The sequence below is a fragment of the Nostoc sp. KVJ3 genome, assembly GCF_026127265.1.
GTDB lineage: Bacteria > Cyanobacteriota > Cyanobacteriia > Cyanobacteriales > Nostocaceae > Nostoc.
Genome location: NZ_WWFG01000002.1, coordinates 2,278,802 through 2,291,270 on the forward strand (window position 1 = coordinate 2,278,802; position 12,469 = coordinate 2,291,270).

General features: G+C 44.7%; 13 protein-coding genes and 1 pseudogene. 3 read left to right on the plus strand and 11 right to left on the minus strand.

The window, feature by feature from the left end; translation table 11 throughout:
* Window positions 1-84: 84 nt before the first annotated feature.
* A complete protein-coding gene (locus GTQ43_RS25695) occupies window positions 85-714 on the minus strand; it encodes a Uma2 family endonuclease (RefSeq protein WP_265275530.1) in 630 nt (209 codons plus the stop codon).
* Between the two features lie 341 nt (window positions 715-1,055).
* Here GTQ43_RS25695 and GTQ43_RS25700 point away from each other — a divergent pair, with 341 nt between their 5' ends.
* Window positions 1,056-1,289, plus strand: a complete 234-nt coding sequence (locus GTQ43_RS25700) for an EF-hand domain-containing protein (RefSeq protein ID WP_265275531.1) — start codon at window positions 1,056-1,058, stop codon at window positions 1,287-1,289.
* A gap of 252 nt (window positions 1,290-1,541) precedes the next feature.
* Here the strand turns inward: GTQ43_RS25700 and GTQ43_RS25705 are convergent.
* The 4 genes and pseudogenes from GTQ43_RS25705 to GTQ43_RS25720 all read right to left on the minus strand — a co-directional run.
* Window positions 1,542-1,841: pseudogene (locus tag GTQ43_RS25705) on the minus strand (glutathione S-transferase); the annotation flags it as partial.
* A gap of 41 nt (window positions 1,842-1,882) precedes the next feature.
* Complete coding sequence (locus GTQ43_RS25710) at window positions 1,883-3,277, minus strand: mercuric reductase (protein ID WP_265275532.1); 1,395 nt, start codon at window positions 3,275-3,277, stop codon at window positions 1,883-1,885.
* A gap of 65 nt (window positions 3,278-3,342) precedes the next feature.
* On the minus strand, window positions 3,343-4,926 hold the full coding sequence (locus tag GTQ43_RS25715) for a GMC family oxidoreductase (protein ID WP_265275533.1): 1,584 nt from the start codon (window positions 4,924-4,926) through the stop codon (window positions 3,343-3,345).
* 125 nt (window positions 4,927-5,051) lie between these two features.
* The gene (locus GTQ43_RS25720; RefSeq protein ID WP_265275534.1) at window positions 5,052-5,699 is read right to left on the minus strand and encodes a cysteine hydrolase; all 648 of its coding nucleotides are present in this window, start codon (window positions 5,697-5,699) and stop codon (window positions 5,052-5,054) included.
* Between the two features lie 57 nt (window positions 5,700-5,756).
* Between GTQ43_RS25720 and GTQ43_RS25725 the strand changes: the two genes are divergently transcribed.
* Window positions 5,757-5,963, plus strand: coding sequence for a hypothetical protein (locus GTQ43_RS25725; protein WP_265275535.1), 207 nt, complete (start codon window positions 5,757-5,759; stop codon window positions 5,961-5,963).
* Between the two features lie 230 nt (window positions 5,964-6,193).
* A complete protein-coding gene (locus tag GTQ43_RS25730) occupies window positions 6,194-7,492 on the plus strand; it encodes an IS4 family transposase (protein WP_265273659.1) in 1,299 nt (432 codons plus the stop codon).
* A gap of 16 nt (window positions 7,493-7,508) precedes the next feature.
* On the opposite strand, the gene GTQ43_RS25735 is transcribed toward GTQ43_RS25730, so the two are convergent.
* From GTQ43_RS25735 to GTQ43_RS25760, 6 genes are all read right to left on the minus strand, one after another.
* On the minus strand, window positions 7,509-8,060 hold the full coding sequence (locus GTQ43_RS25735) for an MOSC domain-containing protein (RefSeq protein WP_265275536.1): 552 nt from the start codon (window positions 8,058-8,060) through the stop codon (window positions 7,509-7,511).
* Between the two features lie 58 nt (window positions 8,061-8,118).
* Window positions 8,119-8,508 carry a DUF302 domain-containing protein gene (locus tag GTQ43_RS25740; RefSeq protein WP_174709322.1) on the minus strand — a complete coding sequence of 130 codons (390 nt, stop codon included), beginning with the start codon at window positions 8,506-8,508 and terminating at the stop codon, window positions 8,119-8,121.
* A 61-nt stretch (window positions 8,509-8,569) separates the two neighbouring features.
* A complete protein-coding gene (locus GTQ43_RS25745; RefSeq protein WP_265275537.1) occupies window positions 8,570-9,073 on the minus strand; it encodes a nuclear transport factor 2 family protein in 504 nt (167 codons plus the stop codon).
* Window positions 9,074-9,512: 439 nt separating this feature from the next.
* Window positions 9,513-9,923: a DUF6130 family protein gene (locus GTQ43_RS25750; protein ID WP_265275538.1), complete on the minus strand. Its 411-nt coding sequence runs from the start codon at window positions 9,921-9,923 to the stop codon at window positions 9,513-9,515.
* Window positions 9,924-10,149: 226 nt separating this feature from the next.
* The gene (locus GTQ43_RS25755; protein WP_265275539.1) at window positions 10,150-11,145 is read right to left on the minus strand and encodes an alpha/beta hydrolase; all 996 of its coding nucleotides are present in this window, start codon (window positions 11,143-11,145) and stop codon (window positions 10,150-10,152) included.
* Window positions 11,146-11,582: 437 nt separating this feature from the next.
* Window positions 11,583-12,467 carry an alpha/beta fold hydrolase gene (locus GTQ43_RS25760; protein WP_265275540.1) on the minus strand — a complete coding sequence of 295 codons (885 nt, stop codon included), beginning with the start codon at window positions 12,465-12,467 and terminating at the stop codon, window positions 11,583-11,585.
* Between the last annotated feature and the right edge of the window lie 2 nt (window positions 12,468-12,469).

Here is a 12,469-nt window from a genome sequence, read left to right on the forward strand (position 1 = left end):
TTTTGTTATAAGATTTGAACTGGTTTTCACTAATACGAAACTGTTAAAAATCTGGCATTGACAATTTTTTGGAGTTTAAAAAGTTCACATCACCGAGTCAAAAATTTGTTGTGCGGTTAGATTGAACTGACAAAAAGTAGGAGACACTATAAGGTTTGTTCCTCTAAAGGGTGTCATTTGATATTCACCATCAATAAGTTCACAGACAAAAATAGTCGGAACTTTGGGACTACCAATAAATACACGTCCACCCAAAGCTGCATAATCGACAATCCAATATTCAGGTATACCCATAGCTTCATAGTCACGAAGCTTATCGTAATAATCATCCTGCCAGTTGGTTGACACTACTTCAACTATTAGTTTGAGCGAACTAGCATTATGGATAACTGATTCCTTCTTCCAGCGTGTTTCGGTATCAATAGTTTCTTGATTTAAAACAATAATATCCGGTTCGTACCCTGATTTGTCTCGGTATGGTTTAATAATGGATTCTTTGGGTATAGTCCAGATACCGCGTTTACCCATCTCTCTAATTGCGATCAGTAATTCTTCAATCAAAAAACCAGCCAAATCAGAATGCTCCCCTTTAGGCTTTGGCATCTCCACAATCACCCCATCATGTAATTCGTAACGTACTTCTGAGTTTTCTGGATACCATTCGATAAATTCATCGAAGGTCAGTAGCTTTAGTTCCGATTGGGTTTGACTCATAAAAGTTACTGGATTTATTTTTACTGTTCATTTATCCTTTTTATCATTTATCTTTATTTTGATTGGGTAGCAGCGTCAAGCGGGACAGCTTTGGCTAGCCCTTAAGTAGAACGACTCAGAAAAACCGAACTATGTGAAGAAAAATTAACTATGCTAACGAAGCGATGATGCTCCCTTTGAAGGCTAAGTCGGGAGCGTAAACCCTGTAACCTACAGCGTACCCCGATCTAAGCCCAGCGATAGCCGTTTCTACGTCTTTTGATACAAGTTTATTTAATTTTGAGAGATTAATCAAAGATTAATGAGATATTAAGTTAAAACACTACTTCAGATAGAAACTTATGACAACCGAGCAAGAGCTTCAATCTCTTTTTAATACCTTAGATAGCGATCGAGATGGCAAAATCTCCATTAATGATCTTTTTTTAAGTCCTGGCTTAAGTGCAATCATTTCATCCGAAACAAATACTACTAGTCCCCAGGAATTGCTAGTAAATTATGATTCAGACAAAGACGGTAGTATTACCTTTGAAGAGTTAAAGGAAGCAGTTGAAAAAGCAAATAATTTAACCTAGTATAGGTCGGCGGAAATAAACCTACTATTTTATTACAGCCAGAAAACCTAAAATTAGAGCATAAGTGACTTTTGAATGAGTGACTTCTGCCTTGCGGTACTAGCAGTCAAAAAACCCAATACCAAATACCCAAAAGGGAGCAACGCGAAAAAGTGAGATCATCGTGAAAAGAGCAATCTTTAGCTGTTCTTGAGCAGGGGGAGTGAAGAGAAAACTTTAGTATTTTTTACGACCGTAATGGGTGCGGTAATCCTACTTGATGACAAAGTTAGACGGGTCTTGATCTCGTCGATGCTTAGTGGGAATGGGGGCTGGCTGCCCATCACCCGCAAGGGCTGCGGTTTTCTCCAGGGATTCCCTCAATCGCTTGGCTGCGTAGATGGACATGTCTCGTGGTACATTAATGCGATCGCGCAAATATCGGAGAGCGACATCAGAACCCGATGGAGGTACACAGTCTTCCCCTGTCATCATGTGGGTTAAAGCACAACGTAGCGCTCGATCAAACAATTTATAATCTTTGGGGTTGACTTGGATAATATTGATCCGGTGCTAGTAGTTGGTAAGTCCTTGGGTCTGCGCTTCCTGTCTCCTTACAACTTGGAAAACAATATATTTAATCCTTCGGTCATCGTGGGATGAGTCAGAACGCCATCGCGCAGAACGGTGTAAGGCATCTGAGCTTGCATCACCATCTGCACCGTCGAAATCACTTCCCCCGCTTCATGGCACAACAGGGAACATCCTAAAATCCGATTTGTCTCGGTATCCACGATCGCCTTTAGCAGTCCATCGGTTTGACCAAGTGTTTTCGCTCTAGGAACGGCTGATGCATCGACCTTCGCCACGCGGATGGCATATCCTTGTTGCTGTGCTTCAGTTTCAGTCAAACCCACCTGCGCCAGTTCTGGATTGATGAACAAACAGGATGGCACTAAGCGATCCCGTGTACTGCGGTTGCCCCGATCAATTAAATTAGCTTTGATAATGCGATAATCGTCGAGCGATATATGGGTGTATTGCGGCCCGCCGTTGATGTCGCCTAACGCCCAAATTCCGGGTACATTTGTCTCCAAGCGATCGCTAACTTGAATAAATCCACGTGTATCGGTTGCCACACCAGCAGCAGCTAAATTTAAGCTCTCGGTATTGGGCGCACGACCAACGGCGACGAGCAAATGCGACCCCTGGAGGCTGACGGAGCGATCGCCAACTTGGATTTGCAGGATGGTTTCATTATCAGTGCGATCGACCCTCAATACCTTCGCTTTCAGCAAGAATTCAATACCATCTTGTTCTAGCAGTGTTTGAACTGCGATCGCTATATCTGGATCTTGCTGTGACAGGATTTGCTCACTTTGCCCAATGACAGTAACGCCAGAGCCAAAGCGTCGAAACATCTGGGCAAACTCTAAACCAATATAGCCACTACCGAGAACGATCAGGTGTTCAGGCAGGTATTCTAACTCCATAATCGACTCACTCGTTAAAAACTCAACTTCAGTGAGTCCGGGTACAGATGGAATTAACGGTCGTGTGCCTGTATTAATAAATAACCGTTCGGCGGTAAGTAAGCGATTGTTCCCCTCAGTCGTCGTTACTGCGATCGTTTTGGGAGCAACAAACCTTGCTTCGCCAATGATCAAGTTTTTATCCAAAGCCGTTTCTAGATTGTGCAAATTCATTTCCCGCGCAGATTGCACAACCGATCGTTTTCGTTGGATCACCTCTGCTAAATTAACGATGGGTGTATTAGCTTTAACACCATAAGCGGCACTGTTTCGCACTGTGTTTGCTACATTGGCACTCGCCACCATAGTTTTAGTAGGAATACAAGCAATATTAATGCACCCGCCACCAATCATGTTTAAGCTGCGTTCAACCAGAGCGGTTTTTCGTCCATTAGCAACCAGCGCTGGTGCAAGTGTTTTACCCGCTTTGCCGCCGCCGATAATAATGTCGTCATAGTGTTGAGTGTCCACTTCCATATCCTTTGAGTTTGTTGAAGTCAAATATTGTTACATTTATGATAGATAAGTTGTACAGTTCTGTGTTAGCTTGCGATCGCCTTTGGCGCTGCGCTCCGGGCGATCGCTAAAGATGTTGGCTGTGAAATACCACCTGCGGCTTTAATTAAATCGGCAGCTTTTTCGCCGATCATAATAGTGGGTGCATTCGTATTTCCGGTAGTGATTGTTGGCATGATGGATGCATCCACGACACGTAACCCCTCAACCCCATGTACCCGCAGTTCTGGGTCTACAACTGCCATTGGATCAGTACCCATTTTGCAGGTGCCGACTGGATGATACACCGTATTGCAAACTTCTCGAACATAAGCAACGAGTGCTTCATCGCTCTGCTTATCTTTACCAGGAGCGACTTCCTCACCGCGAAATTCATCAAAGGCACTTGCATGGAACAAATCACGCATTAATTTAATCCCAGCAACGAGCTTCTGCACATCGGCTTCACTTTGCAGAAAGTTTAGCCGAATCATCGGTGCGTCTTGGGGGTCGGATGAACGCAAACTGACACTCCCAATATTTTGGGGATGGGTCAAACAGACTAGACTTGTGAATCCTAAACCAGAGTGAGCATACCCAGGGGGTGCAAACACAATTGGGCCGAAGAGAAACTGTAAATCTGGTGCAGCATCCACATTACCCTGGGTATGCAAAAACAAACTAGCTTCCGCAATACTACTGCTGCTGGCTGTGTGTAAATCCTTGGTTGCTTCGTATACCACAGGTACAACAGGGTGATCCTGAAGATTTTGACCGACACCCGGCAACTCAACTACTACCGGAATTCCTAATGCTTGCAGGTGTTCTGCATTCCCAATGCCAGAAAGCATCAGCAGCTTGGGCGAATCGAACGCGCCAGCGCTTAAAATTACTTCCTGGTTAACCCTGACTTGATGCAGTGTTCCCTCGTGCAGGTATTCCACGCCAACGGTGCAGGTGTCCTCAAACAACAATCGACTCACCAAAGCTTTTGTGATTACAGTCAAATTAGGACGCTGAAGAATGGGTAAGAGGAAAGCGGCTGCGGTGCTGTGACGCTTACCATCCTTGATTGTCAACTGATAGAGTCCTGCACCTGACTGCTGTATCCCATTGGCATCAGGATTATGGGGATATCCCATTGCCACTGCTGCATCGACAAAACGTTGGGATACCACAGCAGGGGCAATGAGATCGGTCACGCTCAATTCCCCGTTAACCCCGTGGTATTCGGACGCGCCGCGTTGCTGATGCTCGGATTTCTTGAAATAAGGCAGTACATCCTGGTAACTCCAGCCGGGATTTCCCAATGACTCCCAGTGGTCATAATCGTGATGATTGCCCCGCAGATAAATCATGAAATTAATCGAACTGCTGCCACCCAAGACTTTGCCACGAGGACAAAAGATTTGGCGATCGTTGAGGTATGGTTCTGGCTCAGAGAAGTATGCCCAGTCTACTTCGGAGCCGAGTAAGCTGAGGCATTCTGCCGGGATTTGAATTTCCGGTTTAGTATCTGGGTTGCCAGCTTCGAGTAATAACACGGTTGTTTCACTGTCTTCTGTGAGACGGTTGGCGACTACACAACCTGCCGAACCTGCACCAATTACAATGTAGTCATATTGAGTCATGACATCCTCCTTTTCGGTTGTTTGTATTGGAATGCTGATTAATTTCCCTGTTTGAGAAAGTCCAGCAGTACAGGGTTAACTTCATCATTGTTTGCATGAGTGTTGTAGAATTAATGAGTTTGACGTTAGTGCATTGCTGCTACAACTTCGTCTGTAGAAAGGACTGCATTGGCGATATACCCAAAGTTGATCAGTGCTGCCTTATAGCCGTCACCCAGTTGCGGATGCCGAGGGGCTGCTGTTGCATCCTTGACAACAAGAACCTCAAATCCCTGTTCGAGCAATTCGCGTAGGTGAGCTTCAACACAAAGATTTGCCAACATTCCGAGTAGAATAACTTTGCTGATGTTGCGTTTACGCAGTTGCAAAACGAGATCGTTGGTTTGCGGCCCATAGACTTTGTGAGGGCTGGCCACAATCGTCTTGCCATCCTCAATGAAGGGCTTATAACGATCGAGCCAGTCAGCACCCGATCCCAGGAATCCATCGAGGCTCAACGCGCCACGGCGATCGAACTCCTTAACCTCAAGCATCATTTGCTCTAGGTTTCCGGCAAATTTCCAATTATGGTCGGTGGGGTAGTAATAATGAGGGGAGATAAAAACCTCGAATTCATTCTGCTTTGCGGCTTTGAAGATTCGCTCGATGTTCTCGACGGTCTTGTTATCTTTAACACTCTCACCCACCAAATCCCAGGAAACCCCTTTTTCACTCAAGACATCGTTTTGCGGATCGATGACGACTATTGCGGTGTCATTCCTGTTGATGTTCATAGTTTTCTCCTTGCTTGTTGATTTTCACCCTTCTCTTTCTTAAAAACCACCCGCGATATGCAGCGTTTTTCCAGTGATTCAGAATTAGAATGCTTGGTTGCTAGAGCGATCGCGGTGGGCAATTATCTGGCAGTAGTCGCCCCATTTCAGACTTTGACACCACTGCCTAAATGCTGTTTCAAAAACGCCAAAGTGCAACAGTTTCTATTTCAAATCCTGACGACGACTTTGTTCCTGGAAGTAGTCGCGCCAGCTTTCGGGTAAGGCTTCAAGTTGAGCAGCTTGGTGAAGTAACTCTGGATTGTTCTGCTCACGAGTATAAAGCTGAGCATTGGTGACAAGTTAAGGAAAAGGAGAAATTGTCAAGGGTGATATTTGTAGTGTTCAAAAATAGTGGGAAACTCAATCTAGACAAGTAATTGAGCGATTGAGACTTAGCCATGACCACCAGCAAAAAAACCAATAGAGACCATGCCAAAAAGAAACACAGACCAATGGTGGAAGACGAAGTAATTGCAGAGCAACTGGAAAGATTACTGACACCAGCGATTACAAATCAAGAAAATTACTACCGAAAACTAGGACTCAGGGAACGGATACTGAATTTACCATTGATGATGGCTGCGGTGCTGACCTTGTTATGGAGAGATGTAGCAGGAGTCAGGGAACTGACAAGAATGTTAGCCAGAGACGGTTTTCTGTGGTGTAATCCCACAAAAGTTAGTCAACAAGCAGTATCACAGAGATTTTTGACATTTCCATCAGAATTATTTGAAAAAGTATTTAAAGATTTATTGCCTAGTTTGAGAGCGGCTTGGCATAGTAGAAATAAACGTCCATTACCAGAAAGTATTCAGTTTACATTATTAAAATTCGAGAAAATTTGGATAGTAGACGGGTCAACACTGGAGGCATTGTTTAGGAAAATACAAAGTTTAGAGGAAGCTCAAAGAGGACAATTAGCAGGAAAGATGAGTACAGTCATTGATTTAATGACCAGATTACCTGTAGAAATTTGGTTTGAAGAAAATCCTAAAGCTTCTGATACTAAACTAGAAGAAAATATCCTAAATTTAGTTAGAGCCGGAACTTTACTCTTATTAGATAGAGGTTTTTATCACTTTAACTTTTGGCATCAATTAATCGAGAATAAAGTTGACTTTATTACCAGAATAAAGAAAGGAGCAGCAATCAAAGTAGAACAGGTGTTGACAGATAGTTATGGACTGCGAGACCGGAAGATACGTCTCGGTTCTGGCACTAAAAAGACTCCGTTTATAACTTTACGTTTGATTGAAGTAAGGTCGGGAAAAACATGGCATTCTTATTTAACCAGCGTCCTAGACCCTCATGTTTTACCCCCTTATGTAGTAGCAGATTTATATCGGCGGCGTTGGCGAATTGAAGATGCTTTTAATATAGTCAAAAGACTCTTGGGGTTAAGTTATTTATGGACAGGTTCAATTAATGGAATTAAGTTACAAATTTGGGCGACGTGGTTATTTTATGCGGTTTTAGTAGATTTAGGTGATGCCGTAGCGGATGAACTCTCTCTACCCTTTGATGAAATCTCATTAGAAATGATTTATCGTGGTCTTTACCATTTTACAATGGCTCATCAAAAAGGTAACACAACAGATACTATTAAGTATTTTGCTGACCCTCAAAATCGAGATTTAGGTATTATCAAACAGAAGCGAAAACCAAACGTTAAGTTAATTGTCGCTCCTTTTCCTGATCTCCAACGAGGGTCTGACCAGTTTTTTTTCAGCGATTCTCTCAAAGCCTCTTGACAAAAGACTTACAGCTTTAACTTGTCACCAATGAAAGCTGAGTGATATTAGCAACAGTAATATTGTTGTCATCCCGGCTCACCAACTCTAAAGTATCTCCGGCTCCGACTTCGCCCTCTTGCAAAACACGAAAGTAAAATCCGGTTCGACGACTTGCAAGAAATCGTTTAATGATATCAGGTTGTCCAAACCGAATTCCAAGTTTGTAACAGGGTAGGCGAGGTTGTGTCACCATCAGTTTTACACTGCCGATATGAAAGCGATCGCCAATGTTCAGTTCTTCTTCTCTGAGTCCAGTAGTCGTGAAATTTTCACCAAAGATGCCTAGAGGTAGTTCTATATCAGGCAATTCACCTCGCCAGTAATCGTAATGCTCAAACGGATAGACATAGACTGCTTTATCTGCTCCGCCATGAACGGTGAGATCGGCTTGTCCATCACCGTCTAAATTGAGCGATCGCAGCATGACGCGATCGCTAACTGGTTCTTTAAAAATTCCAGTGCTAACTATTTTCCCTTTCCAGTTCACTTCACGCGGCAGTCCGACGTTTACAGAGATGAGTTTCATGTGAATTTTAAATTGGGTTAATACTCAAATATCTAAATTAAATCAAAAAATAAGTTAATTAAAGGAGTGCTTGATGGATTAAAGGTGCAATGATAGCGATGTTTTTCACCAACTCATCAGAGAGAGAAAATCGCTGTTTTAAGTAATTGGGATCGTTGTAACTTACCCATGTCTTACCGTCAGTCGCTTCCCATGCCAGTACTTTCAGAGGTAAATCTAGGGCGATCGTTGGTTCTGCCACCATGAGGGGAGTTCCAGCTTTCGGGTTGCCAAACAACAACAATTGCGTCGGAAGTAGGCTAAGTCCGACTTTTTCGGCTTCAGCCTGTTGATCGATGCGGGCAAAAATGGTGATGTCTTTTGCTTGAAGGATGGCTAAAAAGCGATCGATAGTTTCATTCACTGCATACGGGCTGATCTGGTTGATGATGCCGTTGTTTGCATTCATAGTAGTGGACTCCTTGCAGGATAAAAACTGAGTAATATAATATTTTCATTGCTTCAGTTTCTCAAAGATTGAGGTCGGACAATCCGGGATAATCGTCAGGACGACGACCTAGTATCCAGTGGTATTTGCGATCGCGTAGCGTCTCCTTCGGAGAATCGCTCTCCGAAATTGGCAGATCGTTGATACTGGCAATACGCCATCGCATGAATCCATGTTCGTCAAACTCCCAATTTTCATTGCCGTAAGAACGAAACCAGTTGCCAGAATCATCATGCCATTCGTAAGCAAACCGGACAGCAATTCGGTTGTCTTGAAAAGCCCAAAGCTCTTTGATTAGACGGTAGTCCAATTCTTTAAGCCACTTACGGGTCAAGAACTGGACGATCGCCTCACGACCAGATAGAAATTCTGATCGGTTGCGCCAAATGCTATCCACCGTGTAAGCGAGTGATACTATTTCAGGGTTACGTGTGTTCCAAGCATCTTCTGCGATTCTGACTTTTTGGATAGCGGATTCACGATTGAAAGGCGGCAGGGGTAGTCGAGGATTTTCGGCGTTGGTCATAGTATGACAGTGTAAAATGGCGACAGTGTAAAATGGCGATCGCATCAACATAATTAAATTAAAATTAAGTCTGTGGGGAGCTAATTACAACCAGTTTGATACAGTTCAATAACCACGCGATCGGCTGCTTCTTTACTAGAGGGATAATTGACAACTACGGCTGCCAGATGTTTGGCAATTGAAGCACCAATTCCTTTAGATGCCCCCGTGAAAAGAAGCAGGGGAGCAGGGGAGCAGGGGGCAGGGGGCAGGGGGCAGGGGGAAAAATGAGACGGAGAAGCTCTCAGACTCCGCCCCAGTAAGAGCGCCCTTTATGGCGGGGCTTGTACCCATGTTCCGCTCCGCTTCACGGCTTCGGGGCAGGGATTGCTCCCCCAGCTAAGAGTCCCCTGCCTGTCCGCCTCTTCGGTCACAACTGCGATTTTTCCATCTAGTTTTTTCATGATGATTTCTTAGGATCGGGCAGGGTGAACTTCACAGTTTCGCTGGTGATTACTTTGTGCATAGGGTCAGCTAGTTCGATCAGCACCTTGTGTACACCAGGTTCCAGTCCCACCAGAATGATCGTTTCCCCACTGGCATCGACAAAGTGCCACGGCGCGTCGTCAACGGTGATGTGGATATGACCGATGCGCGGCGATACTTCCAGGGCAGCCTTGCCGAACACCGGCAACACGCGCAGGTTCTCTGTCCGGTACTGGATAAAGACGCGACCCTGGGCTAGTGGTTCGGGAAGCGGTGGATCGACAATCAGCTTGGCCGGTGCTTCGTTTTCGATAGCGATCAATGGTGATGGGCCGCGAATGTCCTTGGCGCTCTGGACTGCAATTTTTCCGTCTAGTTTTTCCATGATGGTGAGTCCTATGGTTGTTGACGTTACTTCATTGCTTTTACAACTTCATCCTTAGACAGATTTGCACTGAAACGAGGCTTAATTGCAACTGCGGTAAAAGAAACGGCGTTGCTGAATGAAAGTATGATTTTTTTCACGCAGAGGCGCAGAGAGTAAGAGCTTGAGAAATTGAATTTTGAATTTTCATACCTCAATTCAGCAACGCCAAAGAAATGATCGCTTCCTATTGCAGATATTTCTTCAGTTCGGCGGCTGCATGGACAAAAAGAGAACGAACTGCCGGAACCTCAGCTAAACCATTCAGCAGTCCGAAGTCATGAATCATACCGTTGTAACGCACGGTTGTCACTTTTACCCCGGCTTCATCTAGCTTGCGTCCATAGGCCTCGCCTCCATCACGCAAGATATCACTTTCTGCAACCTGAATTAACGCCGGAGGCAATCCTTTCAATTGCTCAACAGTAGCCTGTAGCGGAGAAGCATAAATTTCTTTGCGTTTTTCTAGGTCTGTGGTGTAGAGGTCATACATCCACTTCATCAAAGATGTGGTTAGGAAACGTTTCTCGCCAAATTGTTGATAAGAATCCGTTTCAAAACTAGCGTCTACAATGGGCCACATCAAGATTTGCAACTTAATATGTGGGCCTCCTTTCGCTTTCGCCATCAAAGTGGTTACAGCCGTCATATTACCGCCGACACTGTTTCCGACTACTGCCAGATTTTTGCCATCAACATTAATCTCCTCACCATGCTCGGCTACCCATTTGGTAGCGGCATATATCTCATTGACAGCCTGCGGATACTGAGCATCTGGAGTTCGAGTGTAGTTGACAAAGACAGCCGCAAAACCTGAAAGCACGACGAGATCCCGAACCATGCGTTTGTGCGTTGGATAATCGCCCAGCACCCAACCGCCACCGTGAATAAAGATGAAAACAGGCAATGTGCCTTTGACACCCTCTGGTCGCACGATGTTTAGCGCGATCGAATACCCATCAACGCTAATCGTCTTCTCAGACTCATCAATGCCTGAAAGATCAACTTTAACGTCAGCCTGTGCATTCACTAGGACTTGACGCGCTTCGAGTGGAGGTAATGTCTCTAAGGGCGCACCACCCGAATTCAGTAATTTTAAAAATGCCTTCACTTCCCTGGAAAGACGCGGATCGTCTGCAACTTCCAAAACTTTCACTGCTTGCGAGTTTGCTTGACTAATCATAAATCCTCCTTGGATTTATAGATGGTAGATAATCTTTTGAAGTGGCACTGTCAAGTTAACTGGCTTGACCGAATAATTACTAATTCGTAATTCGTAATTAATGGTACAAGCCTCTCAATTTATTGATGGAATTGAAGAAGGCATCTATGCTGAGGGCAGAGGGCAGAAGGAACTTTTTCGTTGGGGATTCAGACCCCAACCAATTGTAAGCACCGTATAGACGGTGGGGTTTTATACCCAAGTTCGGTTCGGTCACAGGCAGAGGGAGGAGGCAGTATTCCCTTCTGCCTTCTGCCTCCTGCCCTCTGCCTTTCTTGATAAAAAACATTATTCCTTTTTTTCAAGCCCCCGACTTCAGTTGTGGGGTAAAAATTACGAATTACGTTAGCGAGTCCGCGATAGCGAAGCAGTAGCGACACAGGAGCGTCGCGTCATTATCAATTACGAATTATTTTGATGTCCTCCTTCACAACGTGAGTTGTAATAAAGCGACGGATATGGTCTGCGATCGCATCTCCTTCCTCTTCTAGGGCAAAATGTCCGGTATCGAGTAAATGCAACTCAACGTCTTTTAGGTCGCGCTTGTAGGGATGAGCGCCTTCTGGGGGGAAGATGTAGTCATTCTTACCCCAAACAATCAGGGTTGGTGGCTGATATTTGCGAAAATACTCCTGCCATTGCGGATATAGTGGTGGATTCGTGCCATAGCTATACAGCAGCGCCAGCTGAATCTCATCGTTTCCTGGGCGATCGAGGAACATTTGATCCATATTCCAGGTATCAGGGCTGATTGCTTCTAAATTGCGAACGCCGTTGGTATATTGCCATTTCGTGGCTTCCAAGTTGACAAGGTGTTTAAGCTTGTCAGCATTTTCAGGCGATCGCTCTTGCCAGTAAGCCTTAATAGGTTCCCAAAATTCGCGCAGACCTTCTTCGTAGGCATTCCCGTTTTGGACGATGAGTGCTTCAACTCGCTCTGGATATTTAGCCGCAATTCGATAGCCAATGGGAGCGCCATAATCCATCACGTAAAGGCTATATTTATTGAGATCGATCGCGGTAATAAATTTCTCCACGATCTGGGCCAGGCGATCAAATGTGTAATCAAACTCATTCACGGTTGGCATTGAACTGTTGCCGTAACCTGGATAATCGGGTGCAACTAGATGGAAGCGATCGCCAAGTGCAGATATCAGATTGCGGAACATGTGAGATGAGGTCGGGAAGCCGTGCAACAGCAGAATTGTCGGATTACTGCGGGAACCAGCTTCTCGATAAAAGATATCTAAACCATCAATCGAAACTGTACGATATGTGGTCATGA